Origin of the sequence: Vulcaniibacterium thermophilum (assembly GCF_007923255.1) — a bacterium.
GTDB lineage: Bacteria > Pseudomonadota > Gammaproteobacteria > Xanthomonadales > Xanthomonadaceae > Lysobacter_F > Lysobacter_F thermophilum.
In genome coordinates, this window is the sequence record NZ_VOHJ01000029.1 from 1 (window position 1) to 21,770 (window position 21,770).

Consider the following 21,770-nt stretch of genomic DNA (forward strand, 5'->3'; position numbering starts at 1 on the left):
CGGCCTCATCGGCGATGCCGCGCGCGCGCTCGGCGGCGCCGGCCAGCAGCGTGCGCTGCGGCGCGGCGGGCGCGCCGCGGCGGGCGGGCACCGGCGTGGTCTCGATGCAGCGCAGCTCGGCGCCGCGTCCATGCAGCGCGATCACGCGCACCTTCGCCGCCAGCGCGGCATCCTTCGGCGTGAGCGTGAGCGTCCAGGCCTGGCGCGTGCCGGCGACCCCGATCCGGTAATGCCGTTCGAGCCCGGCGCGGTCGCCGGCGAGCAGCGCGCCGAAACTGGTCTGCAGACTGGCGAGCTCGGGCACGCGCGACAGCGCGAACGTGCGCGGCGGCTTGCCGGCGCGCACCAGCGTCACCCGCGCCGCGGCGCCGGTGTCGATGGTGGTGGTCTCCGCGTACGGCGCGCGCACCTCGCGCACCAGCACGTCCTCGCGCGGGCGGCGGTACTCGCCCTCGATCCGCAGCGGCGCCTTCAGCAGCGCCGAGCCGCGCAGCTCGACGAACGCGGTGCGATCCGGCACCGGGCGCGCCAGCCGGGCGAGGATCCAGCCGGCGTCGACCGCCTCAGCCGGCGCGGCGAAGCCCGGCGTGGCCAGGATCAGCAGGGTGCCCAGCGCCGCCGGCATCCAGCGCGCGCGGAGGCGAAGACGTTCGGCCATCGTCGTGGGCCCAGAAGTCGTAGAAGTTGAACCAGTTGTACGGCGCGCGCCGGGCGAAATGCTCCAGCCGGGCCGCATAACGGCGGATGAGCGCGGCCAGCGCGGCCTTGCGCTGCGCGCGCGGGATGCGCAGGCCTTCGCTGAAGGTCTCGAAGTGCAGCTCGTAGCGGTTGCCGCCGCGGTACAGGCCGAACGCCAGCACCACCGGCGCGCCGAGCACGGCGGCGATCAGCCACGGCGCGGTCGGCAGCGGCGCCGGCCGGCCGAGGAACTCGGCGGACTCGAACGGCTCGCCCGGCGGCACCCGGTCCACCAGCAGCGCCACCATCGCGCCCTGCGAGACCGCGTCCTGGATCGCCAGCATCAGCGAGGGCCCCGGCTGCCCGGCGTCGATCACGGTGGCGGCCACGTCCGGATTGAGCGCGTCGAGCAGTTGCGTCAGGGCCGGGTTGTGGCCGACGTCGAGCACCACCCGCAGCTTGGCGTCCGGCCGCTCGCGCGCCAGCACGCGCAGCACCTCGAAGCTGCCCAGGTGCGAACCGAACAGCAGCACGCCCCGGCCGCGGTCGAGCTGCGCGTGCAGCTGCGCCAGCCCGTGCACCTCGACCTCGAAGCGCTTCAGCCGCTCGCCGAGCAGGAACACGCGGTCGAGGATGGTGCAGGCGAAGGTGTGGATGTGGCGCGCCACGTCCCACAGCGTGGCCGGCCGTCCCAGCGCGCGCGTGAGCCAGGCGCGCGAGGCGCGCCGCTCCGGCCCGCGCCGGCACAGGAAGTACAGCGTGATCGGGTACAGGAACAGCCGCGCGAACGCGCGCCCGCCGTAGCGGCCGATCGAGCGGATCAGCCAGATCGCGAACCAGCCGCCGCCCTCGGGGCGATCCTTCCAGCTCACGCGCCCACCTCGCCGCTGGCGATCAGCGTCTCGCCGCGCAGCACGCGGAAGCGCCAGCGCGGCGCGGCGCCCTCCAGCTCGATGCGCGCCTGCTCGCCCGGCAGCAGCGGCTGCACGAACTTGACCTGCGGCAGCGCGCAGGCCGGCAGCGGCCCGTGCGCGCGTTCGATCGCCTCCAGCACGCGCTCCAGCACCACCACCCCGGGCACGATCGGCCGTCCCGGGAAATGGCCGGGCAGGCAGGGATGATCGGCGGCGATCGCGAACGTCGGGCTCATGCGCGGCCTTCGTACAGCGCGCTCACCGCGGCGTGGGCGTCCTGCGCCAGCCGCTCGCGCGCCTGCGGCGCGTCGGCCGGCGGCGGCGCGATCGGCGCGCCGAAGCGCACCCGGATCTCGCCGGGGTGCACGCGGAAGCCCGCGGCCGGCAGCACCCGGCCGCTGCCGACGATCGCCACCGGCAGCACCGGCACCTGCGCGTCGACGGCGACCTGGAACGCGCCGAGCTTGAAGCGCCCGACCGTGCCGTCGCGGCTGCGGGTGCCTTCCGGAAAGATGCACAGGCTGCCCTCGCGCACCTGTTCGCTGGCGCGGCGCAGGCTCTCCACCGCGGAGTGGCGCTGCCCGCGCGCGACGAACACCATCCCCATCGCGCGCGTGTACCAGCCCAGGAACGGCACCCGCCCCAGTTCCGCCTTCAGCATGAAGCGCAGCGGCACCGGCACCGCGCGGAACAGCGCGCAGATGTCGATCACCGACTGGTGGTTGGCGACGATCACGTAGGGCTTGGACCAGTCGATGCGGCCGTCGCCCTCCACCACCAGCCGCGCGCCGGCGCCGGTCAGAAGCCCCGGCGCCCAGATCCGCGCGGCCATCCGCAGTGGCAGCCGCGGGCCGCCGCTGAACGCGCGCACCAGCAGCGCCAGCGTGATCCACCCGGCGGTCCAGGCGAGGGTGAAGACGAGCTGGACCGCGTTGACCGGCGCCCACAGCCAGTCCGGCAGCGCGGGCAGGCGGAGGATGGAAGGGATCGGGGTGGACATCGGGCGAGAGGGTATCAGCGGGACGGAGCGCGCGCGGACCGCGCCGGCGGGGCGCGCACCTTAGCGCGCGATCCGGCGCCATGCATCCGGCCCCAGCGCGGCCATCGAGCGCAGGAAGCCGGCGAAGTTGCCGTAGGGGCGATCGGGAAAACGGCGCTGGCGATAGGCGTATTCGGCCAGGAAGAACGCCGCCACCACGCCGTACACCAGCAGGTTGGCGATGAGCGACCAGCGCGCCTGCGCCACCGCCCACGGCGGCGCGTGGCCGAGACGGGCGAGCACCCCGTCCGGCACCGCCAGCAGCGCCAGCCCCGCGTTGAGCGCGGCGATCAGACCCAGCAGCACCGCCCACGCCGCGGTCAGCGCGCGCGTGTAGCGCGCCACGTCCGGCGGCGGCGGTCCTTCGGCCACCTCGACAAGACGCGTGATCAGCGCCGTGCGCCCGCCGCGCAGCGTGCGCGCGAACAGCCAGCACAGCAGGCCGCTGAACACCACCGGCGGCGCCAGCAGCGGCAACTGCGCATGCGGCGAGCGCGCCAGCGCCACCAGCGCCGGCACCGCCGCCAGGGTCAGCGCGATCGCCCACGGCCGCCGCCGCAGCAGCGGTCCGACCAGCAGCACCAGCAGCAGGTCCGCCAGCGCCACCGCGGCCAGCGCATCGTCGTCGCGCGCGGCGGCCACGTGCGCCAGCACCGGGTAGGCCAGCGCGAGCGGCAGGCGCAGCAGGGCGACGGTCACGGCGTCGCCGTCAGGTCGTGCGGTGCTGCTGGATGTGGTCGGAGAGGGCGCGCAGCGAGGCGAAGATGCGGCGGTTCTCCTCGCTGTCCGAGCGCAACTGGAAGCCGTACTTCTTCGAGATCGCCAACGCCATCTCCAGCGCGTCGATCGAGTCCAGCCCGAGCCCCTCGCCGAACAGCGGCGCCTCCGGGTCGATGCTCTCCGGGTTCACGCCTTCCAGGTTGAGGCTCTCGACGATCAGCTGCGCCAGCTCGCGCTCGGCAGGGCTCTGCTCGGACATCCGGACTCCGTCCCACGGCTCACAGGGGAGCGCAACGATCCGGCATCGGCGTGCCGCGCGCAAGGGGCGCAAAACCGCGGATCGGCGGCGAACCGCCCGCGATCGGCCGGCGAAATGAACGCATGAACCGGAAGCGCGGGCGCTCGCCCGCGCCGGTATCATGCCCGCCCTATGTCCGATTCCGCTTCCGACGCCGCCGCGCTGCGCCCCGACGTGCTGATCGTCGGCGGCGGCCCGGCCGGCTGCACCGCCGCCATCCTGCTGGCCCGCAAGGGACGGCGCGTGCTGCTGCTGGAGAAGGACGCGCATCCGCGCTTCCACATCGGCGAATCGCTGCTGCCGATGAACCTGCCGATCCTGCAGCGGCTCGGCGTGCTCGAGCAGGTGCGCGCGATCGGCGTGCACAAGCCCGGCGCCGACTTTCCGGTGTCGGACGAGCGCTACAACACGTTCCGCTTCACCCGCGCGCTCGATGCCCGCATCGACCACGCCTTCCAGGTCCGGCGCGACCAGTTCGACGCGCTGCTGTTCCGGCACGCGCAGGCCGAGGGCGTGGATGCGCGCGAGCGGGTGAAGGTCGAGCGCGTGGAGTTCGGCGCCGACGGCCGCCCGGCCCGCGTGTTCGCGCGCGGCGCCGATGGACAGGCGCTGGAGATCGCGCCGCGCTATCTGATCGACGCCACCGGTCGCGACACGCTGCTCGGCAACCAGCTCAAGCTCAAGCGCAAGAACCCGCGGCACCAGTCGGCGGCGATCTTCAGCCACTTCGCCGGCGTGGCGCGCCGGCCGGGCGAGGAGGCCGGCAACATCACCGTGCAGCGCTTCGAGCACGGCTGGATGTGGCTGATCCCGCTGCCGGACGATGTGATGAGCGTCGGCGTGGTGGCCTCGCCCGAATACCTGAAACAGCGCCGCGGCGACACCGAAGGCTTCCTGATGCGCACGCTGGAGTCGGTGGCGCCGGTGCGCGCGCGCATGCAGGGCGCGCGACGGGTGGCGCCGGTGCACGTCACCGGCAACTACTCCTACCGCTGCGCGCGCATGAGCGGCCCCGGCTGGGTGATGGTCGGCGACGCCTACGCGTTCGTCGATCCGATCTTCTCCTCCGGCGTGTTCCTCGGCATGAACAGCGCCGAGCTCGCCGCCGGCGTGGTGCACGCCGCGCTCGATGCGCCCGCGCGCGAGCGCGCATTGCAGCGGCGGATGGAGCGCTACCTGCAACGGGGTCTGCGCGAGTTCGAGTGGTTCATCTACCGCTTCACCACGCCGACGATGAAGCGCCTGTTCGCCCATCCGCGCAACGTCTGGCAGATCGAGCAGGCGGTGATCTCGATGCTGGCCGGCGACGTGTTCGACAACCCGCGCGTGCGGCGGCGGCTGCGCGCGTTCCGCGCGATCTACGCGATCACCGCGCTGCGCTTCCTGCCCGACGCGCTGCGCCGGCGCCTGCGCGGCCGCAGGGGCGGCGACGATTTCGGCGGCGAAACGCTGCACCTCGGGTCGTGAGCGCCGTGCCCGCCATCGCCGCGCCCGCGCTGCGGGTCGATTACCTCGACGACGCGCCGGAGCGCGTGCTCGCCGATCCGCACACGCTCGCGGTATTCGGTTTCGGCGCGCGCGCGCCGCAGCACGACGATCCGCGCTATCTGCGCGTCCGTCTGGAGCCGTTCGGCGCGGCGCCGCTGGAGTGCTGGCGCACCGATGCGCCGGTGGCGCGCGGCCGCGAGGACGGCATCGCCTGGGCGACGAGCGGCGCGCTGCTGTTCGGCGCGCTCGAACTCGACGAGGCCGGCGACGTCGGCGCGACCGCGGAGCGGGCCTACCGCCGTCTGCGCGCATTCGTCGCCGCGCGCGGCTTCCCGCATCTGCTGCGGGTGTGGAATTACCTCGACGCGATCACCGAGGGCGAGGGCGATGGCGAACGCTACCGCGTGTTCTGCGTCGGCCGCGCGCGTGGTCTGGGCGCGCACGATCCGGGCACGCTGCCTGCGGCGACCGCGATCGGCCGGGTCGACGGTGTGCGCCGGCTGCAGGTGTACTGGCTGGCCGCGCGCGCGCCCGGCACGCCGGTCGAGAACCCGCGCCAGATGAGCGCCTACCGCTACCCGCGCCAGTACGGCCCGCAGCCGCCGAGCTTCGCGCGCGCGATGCTGCCGCCGTCGGCGGCGATGCCGCTGCTGCTGTCGGGCACCGCCGCGATCGTCGGCCACCAGTCGCAGCACCCGGACTGCGTGCGCGCGCAGATCGACGAGACGCTGCGCAACTTCGACGCGCTGCTGGCCGCCGCGCGCCGGCACCGGCCCGAGCTGCCGCCTGCGTTCGGCCCCGCCACGCGGCTGAAGGCGTATGTGCGCGAGGCCGGCGAGCTGCAAGCGGTACAGGCCGAGCTCGCGCGCCGCCTGCCCGGCGTGCCGTGCCTGCTGCTGCATGCCGCGGTCTGCCGGCGCGAACTGCGCATCGAGATCGACGGCACGCACGCCTGAGCGCGGCCGGCCGGCGCCGCCGTCGCGTCCGGCCAGGTATCGCCGCGAGAGTCCCGCTTCGCTTTCCACCGCGCGGGCGAGCGCGGCGGGGCGATCGCATCCGACCCGGCGTACACTGCCGCCCTCACCGGGAGGGAATGCGCATGGGTCTGGTCAGTCTGCTGTGGGGCATCGTCGCGCTGATCTGGATGATCGTCGCGCTCATTCCGCTGGTGGGCATCACCAACTGGCTGCTGATTCCGTTCGCGGCGGTGGGGGCGATCATCGCCGCGCTCGGCATCGCGCTGTCGCGGCCCGGCCATCGCGGGCGCGCCAAGGCCGGCCTGGTGCTGAACGCGATCGTGATCGTGGTGGCCGCGTTCCGCCTCAGCCTCGGCGGCGGGATCCTGTAGCTCAGCGCTCCAGGATCGCCACCACGCCCATGCCGCCGGCGGTGCAGATCGAGATCAGGCAGCGGCCGCGGCCGCGTTGCGCCAGTTCCTTCGCGGCGGTGGCGACGATGCGCGCGCCGGTGGCGGCGAACGGGTGGCCGGTGGCGAGCGAGGAGCCGTTGGGGTTGATCCTGGCCGGATCGATGCGGCCGAGCGGCGCCTCCAGGCCCAGCCGCGTGCGGCAGTAGTCCTCGCTCTCCCACGCGCGCAGCGTGCACAGCACCTGCGCCGCGAACGCCTCGTGGATCTCGTAGAAATCGAAGTCCTGCAGCGTCAGTCCGTTGCGGCGGAGCATCTCGGCGACCGCCACCGTCGGCGCCATCAGCAGGCCTTCGCCGTGCACGAAGTCGACCGCGGCCACGTGCGCGTCGCGCAGCCAGCACAGCGGCTCCAGGCCATGCGCCTGCGCCCACTCCGGCGTGCCGAGCAGACAGGCGGCGGCGCCGTCGGTGAGCGGGGTGGAGTTGCCGGCGGTGAGCGTGCCGCGCCCGCTGTTGCGGTCGAACGCCGGCTTCAGCGAGGCCAGCTTCTCCAGCGTGGTGTCGGGGCGCAGGATGTTGTCGCGGGTGACGCCGCGGAAGCTCACCACCAGATCGCTGAAGAAGCCGCGCTCGTAGGCGGCGGCGAGCTTCTGGTGCGAGGACAGCGCCCACTCGTCCTGCGATTCGCGCGAGACGTTCCACTGCTTGGCCATGTCCTCGCAATGGTCGCCCATCGACTTGCCGGTGCGCGGCTCGGCCACGCCCGGAAACTCGGGCTTCAGCTCGCGCGGGTGGAAGCCCCGGAACGCGGCCAGCCGCTCGCGCGGCGTCCTGGCGCGGAACGCGGCCAGCAGGCGGTGGCGGAACGCCTTGCCGTACACGATCGGCACGTCGGAGGTGGTGTCCGAGCCGCCGCCGATGCCGGCTTCGATCTGGCCCACCGCGATCTTGTTGGCGATGTGCACGATGGTGTCGAGCGAGGTGCCGCACGCGCGCTGCAGGGTGATGCCGGGCGTCAGCGGCGACAGCCCGGAGGACAGGGCGGCCTCGCGGCCGAGATTCCAGTCGCTGCTGTGCTTGATCACCGCGCCCATCGCCACTTCGCCGAGCTGCTGGCCGTGCAGGCCGAAGCGCTCCACCAGCGCGCCGAGCGTGCGCACCGACATGCCGAGGTTGCCGACGTCCGCGTAGGCGGTGTTCTGCCGGCAGAACGGAATGCGGACGCCACCGAGCACGGCGACGGGGCGGAGCTGTCGCATCGCATCACCTCGTGAAGGGAGCCTGCGCCGAGCGCGCAGGCATAATCGTTTCCGAAGTGTAGCGCCCGCTCGGGGCGCGACCAAACGCCCCCGTATCCACGAGATTCATCATGAGTCCAGCCTCCGAACCGGCTCTCCACGTGCTGGGCGCGCTCGCGCTGGAGCTGCGCGGCGACGCCCCGGTGGCGCGCGCGGCGCTGACGCAGGCGCAGGCGGGCGAGCTGGCCGCGCACGTCGCGCGCGATCTGGCGGCGTTCGAGCCGCAGGCGGCGGCGCTGGAGCTGGTGCTGGTGGGCGCGCACTACGACCCGGTCGAACTGCTTCGGCCCGGCTGGCCGCTGCATCGCGAACTGGACGCGCTCGCCGCGCGCGCGCCGGGCCGCGCCGGCGCGCGCGTGATCGCCTTCGGCGCGCACGAGCAGCGTCTGCCGGGGACGCTGACCCCGGATGCGGAGCAGCACGGCGGTCCGCTGCGGCTGGTGCCGTTCGTGCTCGGCGGCGAGCCGGAACGGGCCGCGCGCGTCGGCGAGGCGTTCGAACGCGGCCTGCTGGAGCGCGGCATGGCCGGCGCGGCGACCGCGCTGTTCGCGCAGGAGGCGTTCGGGCTGGCGATCGAGCACGCGCGCTACCTCACCGTGCACGACCTCGCCGCGATGACCGCGCTGCAGTACGAGCACGCCGGCCTCGGCGCGCTGTGGCCGGTGCTGGAGACCGCGCTGCTGGCGCCGGAGGAGGAGGCCTGGCTGGATGCGCCGCCGGAGCCGCTGGTGCGCTACGTCGACGGCGAGGCGCGGATCGCGCTGTTCTCGCCGTCCGCCTGGCAGGCGCGTTACGCGGCCACGGCCTCGTGCGACAGCGAGTCGGGCCGGCAGGCGCTGACGCGCCGGATGGCGCTGTTCGAGGCGCGCCAGCGGCAGATCGCCGCGGTGCTGCGCGCGCACGGGGTGCCGGTGACGTTCGTGCACTGCGCCGACGCCGCGCGCGAGGCGCTGGCCTGAGCGGCAATCGGCGATTGGCGTGGTGACGCTTGCCGGAGCGGCTTCAGCCGCGACCGCAACTCGTCGCACCGGAACGCGGCTGAAGCCGCTCCGAAAAGGTCGGCACCGTTGGCGCCCGTCGGATGTGACGCCGGGGGCCATGCATGCACGTGCACGGCGACATTCCCCCGACCAACGGAGACCCGGAGGGCGGCCGGCATGGATGCCGGCCGTTTTCGGACGCGACAAGGATGTCGCGTACGAAAATCCCGAGGGCGGTGAACCGCCAGCGATTGTCGTGTCGGGGAAGCGCCTTTCTTTTGGCTACTTTTCTTTGGCAAGACAAAGAAAAGTAGCCCGCCCGCGGCAGCGGGCGGAACACAGCCCGTGTGCGCCGAGGCCGCGCAACGCCGCAATGCCGTATTCCGGTCGCGGCCCAAGCCGCTCCTGCAGCTCGTAGGTCCGTCGGCGGTGGGCAGGGGACTCAACGCACCACGCGGATCACGCCGCAGGCCACGCGCGCGCCGGCGTTGCCGGCGGGCTGGCTGCGGTAGTCGTCGGGCTGGGCGTGGACGATCACCGCGCGGCCGGCGATGTCGCGCGCGCCGCCGTCGCCGAGGGTGACGCCGGTCAGATGCGCGTTCACGCGCGCCACGCCGCGCGCGTCGGCGCTGAGGTTGTCCATGTCGCCGGCGTGGTGCGGGCCTTGGCCGGCGCGGCCGTGCGGCGCGCCGTCGGGGTTGAAGTGGGCGCCGGCGCTGCTGGCGTCGACCGCGCTGCAGTCGCCCTTCTCGTGGACGTGGATCGCATGCGCGGCGCCGGGCGCAAGGCCGCCGACCTCGCCGGCGAGGTGCACGCCCGCGCCCATCGGCACCGCGGTGAGCTTGCCGCTGACCAGGCTGGCGGACGCCGGGGCGAGCGCGATCTCGGCGCGCGAGGCCTGCGGCCGCGCGGGCGTTGCGGCGGTCGTCGCGTGCGGCGCGCCGGCGGTGTCCTCGCGCGGCGCGGTGGCGGCGCAGGCGGCGAGCAGGAGCAGCAGGGGCGCGGTGCGCAGCGGACGGTTCATCGGCATCTCCTCGCGATCAGGATTCGGACGGTCCGGACGGCGCGCGGCGCCGGCCGGGACCGAGCTTGCGGGTGAGCGTGTTGCGGCCCAGACCCAGGCGTGCGGCCGCCTCGCTGCGGCGGCCTCCGGTGTATTCCAGCGCGGCGGCGAGCAAGGCGCGGTCGAGGCGTTCGCGGGCGCGGGCATGGATGTCCTCGGCATGGCGCGCCAGCTCCTCGCGCGCCCAGGCCTGCAGCAGCGCGTCCCAGCGTTCGGGCGGGGGCGCGCTGGCCTGCGCGCCGGGCGCGCCGAGCGCGCGTTCGACGTCCTGCGCGCCGAGCCGTTCGCCCGGCGCCAGCGCGGCCAGCCGCCAGCACAGGTTCTCCAGCTCGCGCACGTTGCCCGGCCAGGCGTGCGCCTGCAGACGGGCGATGGCGTCGGCCGCGAGCCGCTTGGGCGCGCCGCCGGTGCGGCGCGCGGCGGCGGCGAGGAAGCGTTCGGCCAGCAGCGGGATGTCCTCGCGCCGCTCGCGCAGCGGCGGCAGTTGCAGGCGCACGACGTCGAGCCGGTGCAGCAGGTCGGCGCGGAAGCGGCCCTCGGCGACCCGCTTCTCCAGCGGCTGGTGGGTGGCGGCGATCACCCGCACGTCGACGCGGATCAGCTCGCGCCCGCCGACGCGGAAGAACTCGCCCTCGGCCAGCACGCGCAGCAGCCGAGTCTGCAGCGGCAGCGGCATGTCGCCGATCTCATCGAGGAACAACGTGCCGCCGTCGGCCTGTTCGAAGCGGCCGACGTGGCGCTTGTGCGCGCCGGTGAAGGCGCCGGCCTCGTGGCCGAACAGCTCGCTCTCCAGCAGCTCCGAGGGAATCGCCGCGGTGTTGAGCGCGACGAACGGTCGCATGGCGCGCGGCGATTCGCGGTGCAGCGCGCGCGCCACCAGTTCCTTGCCGGTGCCGGTCTCGCCGGTGATCAGCACCGACAGCGGCGCCTGCGCGAGACGGCCGATCGCGCGGAACAGCTCGCGCATCGCCGGGGTTCGCCCGATCAGCGCATCGGCCTCCTCCGGCGCCGCCGGCGCGGCCGGCTCGGGCGCCGCCGGGCCGAGCACGCGCGCGACCAGCGCCACCGCCTCGTCGAGGTCGAACGGCTTGGACAGGAACTCGTGCGCGCCGCCGCGGAACGCGCCGGCGGTGCTGGCGACGTCGGTGTAGGCGCTCATCACCACCACCGGAAGCTGCGGCAGGCGCTGCTTGAGCTTTTCGAGCAGCGCCAGGCCATCGTCGCCCGGCATGCGCACGTCGGTGAACAGCAGCGCCGGCGGGCCGCCGCGGTCGAGCGCGGCGAGCGCCGCGGCGGCATCGCCGAACTCCTCGACCGCGTAGCCGGCCTGGCGCAGCGCGGTGGCCAGCACGAAGCGCACGCTGCGGTCGTCGTCCACCACCCAGAGCGTCGGGGTCATGCGGGGGCCTCCTCGGGCACCGGCAGCAGCAGGGTGAACACGGTGTGGCCCGGGCGCGAGCGGTAGGCGAGCGCGCCGCGGTGCTCGCGCGCGACCTGCTGCGCCAGCGCCAGCCCCAGCCCGGTGCCTTCGGCGCGGCCGGACACCAGCGGCAGGAACAGGCGTTCGGCCAGTTCCTCCGGCACGCCGCGGCCGTCGTCGATCACTTCCACCCGCAGCGCCAGCGGCCACCCCTGCTCGCCGATGCGCACCGCGTGCTCGGCGCGGGTGCGCAGGGTGACGCTGCCGGCGCCGGCCTCGATCGCGTTGCGCACCAGGTTCCAGGCGGCCTGGGTGAGGCGGTCGGCGTCGCCGGGGATCTCCGGCAGGCTGGGGTCGTAGTCGCGCACCAGTCGCACCGCCCAGCCGGCGTCGTTCTCGGCCAGCCGCAGCACGCGCTCGAGCACGGCGTGGATGTTGAGCGGCGCGTGCGGCCGCGGCGAGGCGGGGCTGAGCAAACGGTCGAGCAGCGCGGTCAGGCGGTCGACCTCGCTGCCGATCAGCGCCACCAGCTCGCGGCCGTCGTTCTCGCCGACCTGGCGCCCCAGCAGTTGCGCCGCGCCCTTCAGCCCGGCCAGCGGATTGCGCAGCTCGTGCGCCAGCCCCTTCAGCGCGGCCGACAGCGCCGAGGGCAGCAGTTGCGCCGGGTCTTCGCCGGGGAATTCGTCGACCGGGTGCGCCTCCAGCAGCCAGCCGCCCTCGTCGAGCGGGGTCAGCCAGACGTCGGCGAAGCGGGCCTCGCCGCCGGCGAAGCCCAGCCGCGCGCGCCGCACCCGCAGCGGCGCGGCGCCGGCAGCGGCGCGATCGAGCGCCGCCGCCAGCGCGCCGGGCTCCGCCTCCAGCGCCGCCAGCGGCAGCCCGCGCAGGCGGCGCAGGCTCACCCCCAGCCAGCGCGCGAAGGCGGCGTTGGCCGCGGCGAGCGTGCGGTCCGGGTGCAGCCAGGCGACCGGCGTGTTGAGGGCCTCGCAGGCGGTGGGGTCGGGGCGCATTGCACCATCCTAGTGCAAAGACGCCGGCGACCGTGCGGTCGGCTCAAGTTTTTCCCCACCTCGGCCGTAAACGGGGGACAAGGCTGCTCCCGTCCGGCCGCATGGCTCCCCCTTTCGTGACTTCGGCGCCCCTCCTCCGCCTCGATGCCCCGACCGCGCCGGACGACTGCGGACGCAGCTGCGATCTTGAGCGTGCCGCGCGCGAACTGGCGGTCAGCGAGGCGCGTTTCCGCGCGCTGGCCGAAGCCTCGCCGCTGGGCGTGTTCCATTGCGATGCCGACGGCGGCTGCACCTACGTCAACGCGCGCTGGGAGGAGATCTACGGCATGCCGTTCGAGCGCGCGCGCGGCGACGGCTGGATGCGCGGCATCCATCCGGACGACGCCGGACGCGTGGCCGCGCGCTGGCGCGAGATGGTCCGCGCCGGCGGCGAGTACGACCAGCAGTTCCGCGTGTGCGACGCCGACGGCCGCGTACGCCACATCCGCGCCCGCGCCCGCCCGCTGCGCGGCGGCGACGGCGCGATCGACGGCTTCGTCGGCACCGTCGCCGACATCACCGAACTGCAGCACACGCTGCAGCAACTGCGCGAGAGCGAGGAGCGCCTGCGCCGGCTGTACGAATGCACGCCGGCGATGTTGCATTCGATCGACGCCGAGGGCCGCCTGATCAGCGTCAGCGACCACTGGCTGGCCAAGCTCGGCTACCGCCGCGAGGACGTGCTCGGCCGTCCGTCCATCGAGTTCCTCACTCCCGAATCGCGCCGACACGCGCTGGAGGTGGTGCTGCCGGAGTTCTTCCGCGCCGGTCGCTGCGACGGCGTGCGCTACCGCATGCTCAAGCGCGACGGCGGCGTGCTGGAGGTCGAACTGTCGGCGATCCTCGAGCGCGATGCCGACGGTCGGCCGCTGCGCTCGATGGCGGTGCTGCAGGACGTCACCGCCCGCCTGCGCGCCGAACGCGCGCTGCAGGAGGAACGCCAGCGGCTGGCGCGGGTGATCGAGGGCACCCAGGCCGGCGCCTGGGAGTGGAACCTCGTCACCGGCGAGCTGCGCACCAACGAGCAGTGGGCGCGCCTGCTCGGTTACGCCGTCGACGACGCGCCGCGCACCGCCGCGGCCTGGGCCGAGGGCATCCATCGCGAGGACGCCGAACGCGCGGTCGAGCGGCTCAAGCGCCACCTGCGCGGCGAACTGCCGTACCACGAGTGCGAGATGCGCGTGCGCCACCGCGCCGGCCACTGGATCTGGATCCTGGTGCGCGGCCAGGTGATGACGTGGGCGGCCGACGGCCGCTGCGAGTGGATGTACGGCACGGTGATCGACATCTCCGCGCGCAAGCAGCAGGAAGAGGAGCTGCGCAAAAGCCAGGACCTGCTCGACCGCACCGGCGAGGTGGCCGGCATCGGCGGCTGGTCGCTCGATCTGTGGAGCGGCGAGATCCAGTGGTCCGACGTCACCTGCCGCCTGCATGGCGTGCCCGCCGGCCACCGGCCGACGCTGGAGACGATGCTGGCGTTCTATCCGCCCGAGGCGCGCGCGCAGCTCCAGACGGCGCTGGAGCGCGCCGGCCACGCCGGCGAGGGCTTCGACCTCGAACTGCCGCTGCGGCGCGCCGACGGCAGCGAGATCTGGGTGCGCGCGGTCGGCACCGCCGAGCGCGAGGACGGCCGGCCGGTGCGGCTGGTCGGCGCGCTGCAGGACATCACCGAGCAGCGCCGCATCAAGCAGGAGCTGGCCGAGCAGCACGAGCTGCTGCGGGTGACGCTGGAATCGATCGGCGACGGCGTGGTCACCACCGACGCCGACGGCCGCGTGATGTGGCTCAACCCGGTCGCCGAACGCCTCAGCGGATGGCGCGACGGCGAGGCGCGCGGGCAGCCGCTGGCGCGCGTGCTCGACCTGCGCGACGAAGCCAGCGGCGTGGCGGTGCGCGATCCGATCGCCTGCTGCCTGCAGGACGGCCACATCGTCGCCAGCGGCATCCGGCTGGTGGCGCGCGACGGGCGCGCCTACGGCATCGAGTACTCGGTGGCGCCGATCCGCGACGCCCAGGGCGCGGTGCTCGGCGCGGTGCTGGTGTTCCGCGACGTCACCGAGCAGCGCCGCCTCGCCGAGGAGATGAACTGGCGCGCCACCCACGATCCGCTGACCGGGCTGGTCAACCGCACCGAGTTCGAGGCGCGGCTGGGCCGGGCGCTGCAGCAGGCGCAGGCCGACGGCACCCAGTACGCGCTGCTGTACATCGACCTGGACGACTTCAAGCTGGTCAACGACGCCTGCGGCCACACCGTCGGCGACCAGATGCTGCAGCAGGTCGGCCGGCTGCTGACCAGCGGCGTGCGCGCCAGCGACACCGTGGCGCGCCTGGGCGGCGACGAGTTCGCGATCATCCTCGAGCGCTGCACGGTGACCAAGGCGCAGCGCGTGGCGCAGCAGATCTGCGACCGCATGGACGACTTCCGCTTCGCCCACGAGGGCCGCCGCTTCCGCATCGGCACCAGCATCGGCGTGGTGCCGGTCGACCGCCGCTGGGCCACCACCGCGGCGATCCTGCAGGCGGCCGACACCTCCTGCTACGCCGCCAAGATGGCCGGCCGCAACCGCTACCACCTGTGGTTCGACACCGACCAGGCGATGCGCGCGCGCCAGGGCGAGATGCACTGGGCCACCCGCATCGAGAACGCGCTCGACGAGGACCGCTTCGTGCTGTTCGCGCAGCGGCTGCTGCCGCTCAAGCCGGACAACGACGGCATCCACGCCGAGGTGCTGCTGCGCCTGCGCGACAACGAGGGCCACATGGTGCCGCCGGGCGCGTTCCTGCCGGCCGCCGAGCGCTTCCATCTCGCCTCGCGCATCGACCGCTGGGTGCTGCGGCACACGGTGGACTGGGTGAAGTCGCTGGACGATCCGCGCCGGCTGGCGACGCTGTGCATCAATCTCTCCGGACAGTCGATCAGCGACCGCGCCTTCCACCAGCATGCGATCGAGCTGCTCACCGACGCCGGTCCCCTGGTGTGCCAGCGCCTGTGCCTGGAGATCACCGAGACCGCCACCGTCACCAACCTCGGCGATGCGGCCGACTTCATGCGGCAGATCCGCGCGCTCGGCGTGCAGGTGGCGCTGGACGACTTCGGCGCCGGCGCGTCCTCGTTCGGCTATCTCAAGGCGCTGCCGGTGGATGCGCTGAAGATCGACGGCCAGTTCATCCGCGACATCATCGACGATCCGCTCGACGAGGCCGCGGTGCGCTGCTTCGTCGACGTCGCGCGCGTGGTCGGGGTGAAGACGGTCGCCGAGTTCGTCGATCGCCCCGAAGTGCTGGCGAAGGTGCGCGAGGTCGGCATCGACTACGCGCAGGGCTTTCTGGTGCACCGCCCGGAGCCGATCGAGCGCCTGCTCGCGGCCGCGGTCGCCGGGCCGGTCTGAGCCGTTCACTCCCCGTTGTCCGCGGCCGACGGCCTGTTCACGGTCGGGCGTCTACGTTGCTCGCACTTTCCCGACCGGAACGCGCGAGATGGACGCCATCACCCTGCTCAAGAACGATCACCAGAAGGTGCGCCAGCTTCTGAGCCAGCTCACCGAAGAGGAGTCCGCCGACAAGCGGCAGACGCTGCTGGACCAGATCGCGGTGGAACTGGAAGCGCACACCGCGATCGAGGAAGAGATCTTCTACCCCGCCTTCCGCAAGGCCGGCGAGCAGCACGACGACGAGAAGATGTACTTCGAGGCGATGGAGGAGCACCGCGCCGCCGGCGATCTGGTGCTGCCCGACCTCAAGGGCACGCAGCCGGACAGCGAGAAGTTCGGCGGCCGCGCCAAGGTGCTGAAGGAGCTGATCGAGCACCACGCCGACGAGGAAGAGAAGGAGATGTTCCCGCGCGCGCGCAAGGTGCTCGGCGCCGACCAGCTCGAGGAGCTCGGCGCGCGGATGGAAGCGCGCAAGCAGGAACTGCTGTCGGCGCTGAAGCACTGATCGCGCGGTGCAGCCGGTCGATGCCATCGGCTGGGCCGCCTCGCTGATCCTGCTGGCCACGCTGCTGCGGCAGGTCTACGTGCAGTGGCGCGACCGCAGCACCGCCGGCGTGTCGTCCTGGCTGTTCGTCGGCCAGTGCGCGGCCAACGCCGGCTTCGCGCTCTACAGCGCGCTGATCGGAAACGCGGTGTTCGTGTTCACCAACGTCGCGCTGCTGGCGACCGCGCTCACCGGGCAGTGGATCTACCGCCGCAATCGCGCGCGCGAGGCGGCCGCGGACGGCGCCCGCCGGTAGCCGGCCGCGCGACGCGCGGACATCGATGCGGCGCTGCTCCCTCCCCTGCGTGCAGGGGAGGGCTGGGGAGGGGTTGCGTCGGCAGCCGGCGTCAGTCGGTGGCCGCTTGACCCCCGGATGACCGCATCGGCACCGCTCCCGGGTTGCTGCGCAACCCGGGCTACGCGCTTGCTCCCTCCCCTGCGTGCAGGGGAGGGTCGGGGAGGGTTGCGCCGGCAGCCGGCGTCAGTCGGTGGCCGCTTGACCCCCGGATGACCGCATCGGCACCGCTCCCGGGTTGCTGCGCAACCCGGGCTACACGGCTGCAAGCGCGTCGACGCTTGCGAACCGCGGCGTCAGCCGAACGGGCCGCCGCCTCCCGCGTCGGCCAGCTCCGCCAGGCATTCCAGCAGATCCAGCGCGCCCACCGGCTTGCGCAGGTGGCAGTCGAAGCCGGCGGCGGCCGCGCGCAGCGCGCTGTCCGGCGCGGCATCGCCGGTGATCGCGATCAGGCGCATGCGCGCGCCCCAGTCCTCGGCGCGGATCGCGTGCGCCACCGCGTAGCCGGACAGCCGCGGCATGCCCAGATCGAGCACCGCGACCTGCGGGCGCAGGCGACGCACCAGCGCGAGCGCCTGTTCGCCGTCGTCGGCGCAATGCACTTCGTGACCGTCGATCGACAGCAGCAGCGCCAGCGTGTCGGCGAGATCGGCGTTGTCGTCTGCCACCACGATGCGCAGGCGCGGCGACAGGCCGCGCTGCGGCCGCGGCCGCGGCGTGAGCTGGGGAGCAAGGGACATGGACACCCTGGAAACAAAAACGCCACCGGCGGCGCGCGCCGGTGACGGTGACCGCGGACGGACTCAGTGACGGCTGCCGGAGTTGCCCGACGAACCGCTCTCGCGACGCGCTGCCGCGCGGGCCTGGCCGCCCTTGCGGCCCGCTTCCCGCGCTTCTTCCGAATCGAACTCGTGCGCGTTGCCGCTGGCATGGGCGGCCTTGCCGCCCTTGGAGGCGATCTCGCGCTGCTTCTCGGCATCCATGGCGGCGAAACCCCGGTTGCTCTTGCCCCCGTTTCCGCTCTGCCCTCGCGACGTGGATTGGTTGGCCATTGCAGTGCTCCTTGGTGGTGGGTGCGGGACGGCGCGTGCGCGTCCTTCGCTCCCGGCTCCCCGCAACCTCCATGCCAGACTTCGGCCGCCTCATCCGCAGGCCAACCCGAGCGTGGCGGGCAAATCCTGCGCGCGCGCGCAGGATTTGCAGTTCAGATGCGCACCCGCTCGTCCAGGTGCAGGGCGTCGCAGGAGAGCAGCTCGAGCCGGCAGAAGTCCGGGTGGGCGACGTTCAGCAGCACGTTGCGCTCGCGCGGCACCAGCGCGCTCGGCACCTGCAGCGCCACGCTGGTGTTCTCGCGCACCCAGGCATCGCCGGCGCGGCGCACGGCGTCGCGGTAGGGCCGCTGGTCCCAGCCGTCCGGCAGCTGCGCGAGCGGATGCACGCATTCGGCCGGCAGGGTGCCGACCGCCAGCCGCAGCGCGCGCGGCGTGGGGCCTTCCAGATGCGCCAGGAACTCGAGCACCGCGCCGGCCGGCGACAGCGAGGCGTACACCGCCTGCACGCCCTGCGACGTCCACCGTCCGCCGCGTCCGGCCCCGCGCGAGAACGGCGCGTCGGCGTCGTCCGGCGACACCACGCGATAGACCGTGACGTAGCGGTGCGGATTCTCCGCCTGGGTGGCGGTGGCGCTCGCCGTGGCCGAGAGCGGATCGCTTGCCGGGAACGTGCCCTCGACCTGGTCGTCGAGCCGGCGTTCGTCCGGCTCGACGGCCTTCAGCGGCGACTCCCGGGGAGGCGTCGAGGTCGGGTTCATCACGGGGTCGGCGGCGTGGTGCCGGCGTTGTTGGTTCCGCCGGACTTGGTGTCCTGCTGGTCGTTGCCGTCCTCGCCGGTGGTCGGCGGGGTCACGTCGGTGCCGGCATCGCCCGAGCCGGTGGTGCCGGTGGTGCCGGTGCCCTGGGTGGCATCGCCCATGGTCGCGGTGTCGGTCGGCGTGGTGCCGGTGGTGCCCGCCGCGGTGCCGGCGGTGGCGTCCGCGCCGGTGGTGGCGCCGGTGGTGCCCGCGGTGCCGGCCGCCTGCTGGGCCTGGCAGTCGGTGAGCGCCTGGCCGGTCAGGCCGGAGCAGTCGGTGGTGGCGGCCGTGTCGGCGGCGCCGGTGGCGGTGGCGGTGTCGGTGGTCATCGACTCGTTGCCCTGGTCGCGGCGGTCGCAGGCGACGAGCGCGAGCGCGAGCGCAAGGGCGAGCCAGAGCGGATTGCGGGTGGCCGACTTCATCGTGGGTTCCTCTTCTCGGGTGGACGAGACCGGAATGTCTCGCGGGAAACGGCAGCAACACTCGTGCCACCGCGGCGAGCGCAGCCGGCGGCGCGCCGGCGAAAAACTTTCGCGTGCTTGCAAGAACTCGCGGCGCATTGCGCCAGCGGGCATGTGGAGACGGCGTCGTGCCGTGGCACGTCTCTTGCGCGGTCTCCGGCGGTGTTCAGAAATCCCTGCGCCGCTCACGTGCGCATCGCGCACGCCGCGAAACCATCGTCGCCATGAACGAAGAGCAGAAGCCCCGCACGCAACCACCGCAGGAACAGCACGACCAGCCCGGCGACCAGCACGCGATGCATCCGCAGCCGGAAAGCATCCGCAAGGACTACCGCGGCAGCGGCAAGCTCGACGGCCGCGTCGCCCTGATCACCGGCGGCGACAGCGGCATCGGGCGCGCGGTCGCGCTGCACTTCGCGCGCGAAGGCGCGCACGTGGCGATCGTCTACCTCGACGAGGACCGCGATGCCGAGGACACCCGCCGGCTGATCGAGCGCGAGCGGCGCGAGTGCCTCACGATCAAAGGCGACGTCGGCGATCCGGAGTTCTGCCGGCAGGCGGTCGAGCAGACCGTCGCGCGCTTCGGCCGGCTCGACGTGCTGGTCAACAACGCCGCCGAACAGCACACCGTCGAATCGCCCGAGGAACTCACGCCCGGGCAGATCGAGCGCACGTTCCGCACCAACATCTTCGCCTACTTCTACATGGCGATCGCGGCGCTTCCGCATCTGCGGAAGGGCGCGTCGATCATCAACACCGGCTCGGTCACCGGCGTGCGCGGGCACAAGCAGTTGCTCGACTACGCGGCGACCAAGGGCGCGATCCACGCGATGACCTTCTCGCTGGCGCAGGCGCTGGCCGAGCGCGGCATCCGCGTCAACGCGGTCGCGCCGGGCCCGATCTGGACCCCGCTGATCCCGGCCAGTTTCGATGCCGAAAAGGTCGCCGAGTTCGGCAGCAACACGCTGATGAAGCGCGCGGGGCAGCCCTCGGAAGTGGCGCCGGCGTACGTGTTCCTCGCTTCCGCGGATGCCTCCTACATCACCGGGCAGACGATCCACATCAACGGCGGAGGACACATCAGTGCGTGAGCGTGGTGAGCAGCATCTGGGTACCGAGTTGAAGGCCGTGGCGCGCGATGCGCTGCGCCTGGGAGTGCGGTTCGCCGAGGCGGGTCGCGCATGGCTGACAGAGAAGACGGAGGCGATGATGAACCGGAACGAGCAATCCAACTGGCGGGACGACGAACAGGGCCGCGGTCGCAGCGGCGCGGGCGGTTCGCAGCGCTCCTGGCAGAGCGGCGAGAGCGGCAGCGGCTTCCGCAGCAGCGACGAGCACGGCCAGTACGCGCGCGAACCCTGGGAGCGCAACCGCGAGTACGCCTCGCAGGGCGGCGGCGACTGGGGCGACGGCGGCAGCGGGCGCGAATACGGCCACGGCCAGTACGGCGAACGCTCGCGCGCCTGGGGCCAGGAGCAGCAGGGCTCGTACGGTCAGGGCGGCTACGGCCAGCACGCGCAGTACGGCCAAGGCCAGCAGTACGGCCAGGGCGGCAGCCAGTTCTCGCAGCAGCAGTACGGCGGCGGCTACAGCCAGTCGGGCGGTTACACCGGCGGGCCGTCGCAGTACGGTTCGCAGCAGTTCGGCGGCAGCTACGGCGGCCAGGGCGGCTTCGGCCCGCAGGGCGGCTACGGCGGCGGCCAGCATGCCGGCCAGCAGGGCTACGGCTTCGGCCAGCAGGGCTACGGCGCCCAGTCCGGCGGTTCGCAGGGCTACGGTTCGCAGGGCTACGGCGGCCAGGGCCGCTCCGGGCAGGAGTGGGGCTCGCAGGGCATCGGTTCGGAGTACGGCTCGCGCGGTTACGGCGGCGGCTCGCAGAACTACGGCTCGCAGGGCTATGCCGGCGGCTCGCAGAGCTTCGGCTCGCAGGGCGGCTACGGCGGCTACGGCCAGTCGGGCCAGGGCGGCGGCCAGGGCTACGGCGGCTCCGGCCAGTACGCCGGCCAGCAGGGCGGCGGTTATCTGCGCGCCGGTGAGTCGCACTCCTTCGGCCGCTACGGCGCCGGCGAGAGCCGCGGCTACGGCGAGGGCTACGGCACCTCGTCCGGCTACGCCAGCGGCACCGGTTACGGTGGCGGCTACGGCGGCGGCTACGGGCAGAGCGGCGGCTACGGCGGCGGCCGCATGGGCGGCGGCGCCGGCTTCAACGAAAGCGGCACCTCCGGCTCGAATTTCTCCAGCACCTACGGCGGCGGCAGCGCCGGCATCGGCCAGGGCGGCGAGATGTACGGCGGCCAGCAGCGGCGGCAGAGCTTCCGCGGCCGCGGCCCGCGCAACTACACCCGCTCCGACGAGCGCATCCTCGAGGACATCTACGAGCGGCTGACCAACGACGACGACATCGACGCCACCGAGGTGACCGTCAGTTGCCAGGACGGCCACGTGGTGCTCGAGGGCGAAGTCGAGGCGCGCTGGGTCAAGCACCGCATCGAGGACATCGTCGAGGCCTGCGGCGGGGTCAAGGACATCGACAACCGCCTGAAGGTGCGTCGCACGATGGGCGATCGCCTGCGCTCGGCATTCGGCATGGAAAGCCACGAGGACCGCGAACGCGGCGAATACCGCAGCAGCGGCGGCAGCGACACGCGCTCCAGCGTCGGCAGCTCCGGCAGCGCGCTGACCGGCGCCGGCGGCACCGGCAGCTCGTCGCTCACCGGCGCCGGCGAAACCAGCGCCGGGACCAGCGGCGGCGCGTCCGCCGGGGCGAGCTCCACGGGCACCGCCGGCAGCACCGGCCGCAGCGGCAAGACCGGTACCGGCTCCAGCACCACCGACAACGGCGGTACCCGCTCGCAGCACTGAACCGCGCACCTCGTCG

Annotated in this window: 22 protein-coding genes and 1 pseudogene; 9 read left to right on the forward strand and 14 right to left on the reverse strand. The window is 73.5% G+C overall.

The window, feature by feature from the left end:
• The 6 genes from FQY64_RS11225 to FQY64_RS11250 all read right to left on the reverse strand — a co-directional run.
• Positions 1-625, reverse strand: a 625-nt coding sequence (locus FQY64_RS11225; protein ID WP_146474399.1) for a LolA-related protein, incomplete at its 3' end; no start/stop codon positions are given.
• Positions 564-1,550 carry a lysophospholipid acyltransferase family protein gene (locus FQY64_RS11230; protein WP_146474361.1) on the reverse strand — a complete coding sequence of 329 codons (987 nt, stop codon included), beginning with the start codon at positions 1,548-1,550 and terminating at the stop codon, positions 564-566. The genes FQY64_RS11225 and FQY64_RS11230, both read right to left, overlap by 62 nt.
• Positions 1,547-1,828, reverse strand: a complete 282-nt coding sequence (locus tag FQY64_RS11235; RefSeq protein ID WP_146474362.1) for an ApeI family dehydratase — start codon at positions 1,826-1,828, stop codon at positions 1,547-1,549. The genes FQY64_RS11230 and FQY64_RS11235 overlap by 4 nt, the downstream gene beginning before the upstream one ends.
• Complete coding sequence (locus tag FQY64_RS11240; RefSeq protein WP_146474363.1) at positions 1,825-2,592, reverse strand: lysophospholipid acyltransferase family protein; 768 nt, start codon at positions 2,590-2,592, stop codon at positions 1,825-1,827. The genes FQY64_RS11235 and FQY64_RS11240 overlap by 4 nt, the downstream gene beginning before the upstream one ends.
• 60 nt (positions 2,593-2,652) lie before the next feature.
• Positions 2,653-3,330 carry a COG4648 family protein gene (locus FQY64_RS11245; protein ID WP_229814850.1) on the reverse strand — a complete coding sequence of 226 codons (678 nt, stop codon included), beginning with the start codon at positions 3,328-3,330 and terminating at the stop codon, positions 2,653-2,655.
• A gap of 10 nt (positions 3,331-3,340) precedes the next feature.
• Entirely contained in the window at positions 3,341-3,610 is a 270-nt protein-coding gene (locus FQY64_RS11250) for a phosphopantetheine-binding protein (RefSeq protein ID WP_146474364.1), read from the reverse strand.
• A gap of 160 nt (positions 3,611-3,770) precedes the next feature.
• Here FQY64_RS11250 and FQY64_RS11255 point away from each other — a divergent pair.
• The 3 genes and pseudogenes from FQY64_RS11255 (at position 3,771) to FQY64_RS11265 (ending at position 6,485) form a co-directional block, all read left to right on the forward strand.
• Positions 3,771-5,116: pseudogene (locus FQY64_RS11255) on the forward strand (NAD(P)/FAD-dependent oxidoreductase).
• Positions 5,113-6,093 (forward strand): chorismate transformation FkbO/Hyg5 family protein, encoded by a 981-nt coding sequence (locus FQY64_RS11260; protein WP_146474366.1) that lies wholly within the window; start codon positions 5,113-5,115, stop codon positions 6,091-6,093. The pseudogene FQY64_RS11255 and the gene FQY64_RS11260 overlap by 4 nt, the downstream one beginning before the upstream one ends.
• A 143-nt stretch (positions 6,094-6,236) precedes the next feature.
• Positions 6,237-6,485, forward strand: a complete 249-nt coding sequence (locus tag FQY64_RS11265) for a hypothetical protein (RefSeq protein WP_146474367.1) — start codon at positions 6,237-6,239, stop codon at positions 6,483-6,485.
• 1 nt (position 6,486) lies between these two features.
• On the opposite strand, the gene FQY64_RS11270 is transcribed toward FQY64_RS11265, so the two are convergent.
• Positions 6,487-7,764, reverse strand: coding sequence for an acetyl-CoA C-acetyltransferase (locus FQY64_RS11270; protein WP_146474368.1), 1,278 nt, complete (start codon positions 7,762-7,764; stop codon positions 6,487-6,489).
• 110 nt (positions 7,765-7,874) lie between these two features.
• Between FQY64_RS11270 and FQY64_RS11275 the strand changes: the two genes are divergently transcribed.
• Entirely contained in the window at positions 7,875-8,762 is an 888-nt protein-coding gene (locus FQY64_RS11275) for a hypothetical protein (RefSeq protein WP_146474369.1), read from the forward strand.
• Positions 8,763-9,225: 463 nt separating this feature from the next.
• Here the strand turns inward: FQY64_RS11275 and FQY64_RS11280 are convergent, their stop codons facing one another.
• Genes FQY64_RS11280 through FQY64_RS11290 form a run of 3 tightly spaced genes read right to left on the reverse strand, consistent with a single transcriptional unit; the run spans position 9,226 to position 12,273 of the window.
• Positions 9,226-9,813: a superoxide dismutase family protein gene (locus FQY64_RS11280; RefSeq protein WP_386112813.1), complete on the reverse strand. Its 588-nt coding sequence runs from the start codon at positions 9,811-9,813 to the stop codon at positions 9,226-9,228.
• Positions 9,814-9,823: 10 nt separating this feature from the next.
• The gene (ntrC, locus tag FQY64_RS11285; protein ID WP_146474371.1) at positions 9,824-11,245 is read right to left on the reverse strand and encodes a nitrogen regulation protein NR(I); all 1,422 of its coding nucleotides are present in this window, start codon (positions 11,243-11,245) and stop codon (positions 9,824-9,826) included.
• Positions 11,242-12,273, reverse strand: coding sequence for a two-component system sensor histidine kinase NtrB (locus FQY64_RS11290; protein ID WP_146474372.1), 1,032 nt, complete (start codon positions 12,271-12,273; stop codon positions 11,242-11,244). The genes ntrC and FQY64_RS11290 overlap by 4 nt, the downstream gene beginning before the upstream one ends.
• Before the next feature lie 116 nt (positions 12,274-12,389).
• On the opposite strand from FQY64_RS11290, the gene FQY64_RS11295 reads away from it, so the two are divergent.
• The 3 genes from FQY64_RS11295 (at position 12,390) to FQY64_RS11305 (ending at position 16,543) form a co-directional block, all read left to right on the forward strand.
• Entirely contained in the window at positions 12,390-15,701 is a 3,312-nt protein-coding gene (locus FQY64_RS11295; RefSeq protein ID WP_222431784.1) for a bifunctional diguanylate cyclase/phosphodiesterase, read from the forward strand.
• 88 nt (positions 15,702-15,789) lie between these two features.
• The gene (locus FQY64_RS11300; RefSeq protein WP_146474374.1) at positions 15,790-16,248 is read left to right on the forward strand and encodes a PA2171 family ribosome-binding persister protein; all 459 of its coding nucleotides are present in this window, start codon (positions 15,790-15,792) and stop codon (positions 16,246-16,248) included.
• A gap of 7 nt (positions 16,249-16,255) precedes the next feature.
• Positions 16,256-16,543 (forward strand): PQ-loop domain-containing transporter, encoded by a 288-nt coding sequence (locus tag FQY64_RS11305; RefSeq protein ID WP_146474375.1) that lies wholly within the window; start codon positions 16,256-16,258, stop codon positions 16,541-16,543.
• Positions 16,544-16,878: 335 nt separating this feature from the next.
• On the opposite strand, the gene FQY64_RS11310 is transcribed toward FQY64_RS11305, so the two are convergent.
• From FQY64_RS11310 to FQY64_RS14800, 4 genes are all read right to left on the reverse strand, one after another.
• Positions 16,879-17,322, reverse strand: coding sequence for a response regulator (locus tag FQY64_RS11310; RefSeq protein WP_146474376.1), 444 nt, complete (start codon positions 17,320-17,322; stop codon positions 16,879-16,881).
• 63 nt (positions 17,323-17,385) lie between these two features.
• Complete coding sequence (locus FQY64_RS11315; RefSeq protein ID WP_146474377.1) at positions 17,386-17,634, reverse strand: KGG domain-containing protein; 249 nt, start codon at positions 17,632-17,634, stop codon at positions 17,386-17,388.
• Positions 17,635-17,786: 152 nt separating this feature from the next.
• A complete protein-coding gene (locus FQY64_RS11320; protein ID WP_146474378.1) occupies positions 17,787-18,392 on the reverse strand; it encodes an RES family NAD+ phosphorylase in 606 nt (201 codons plus the stop codon).
• Positions 18,392-18,853, reverse strand: coding sequence for a hypothetical protein (locus FQY64_RS14800; protein ID WP_186760955.1), 462 nt, complete (start codon positions 18,851-18,853; stop codon positions 18,392-18,394). The genes FQY64_RS11320 and FQY64_RS14800 overlap by 1 nt, the downstream gene beginning before the upstream one ends.
• A 263-nt stretch (positions 18,854-19,116) precedes the next feature.
• Between FQY64_RS14800 and FQY64_RS11325 the strand changes: the two genes are divergently transcribed.
• Positions 19,117-19,983, forward strand: coding sequence for an SDR family oxidoreductase (locus FQY64_RS11325; protein ID WP_146474379.1), 867 nt, complete (start codon positions 19,117-19,119; stop codon positions 19,981-19,983).
• A 118-nt stretch (positions 19,984-20,101) separates the two neighbouring features.
• Positions 20,102-21,754, forward strand: coding sequence for a BON domain-containing protein (locus FQY64_RS14805; protein WP_186760957.1), 1,653 nt, complete (start codon positions 20,102-20,104; stop codon positions 21,752-21,754).
• The last annotated feature ends 16 nt before the right edge of the window (positions 21,755-21,770 follow it).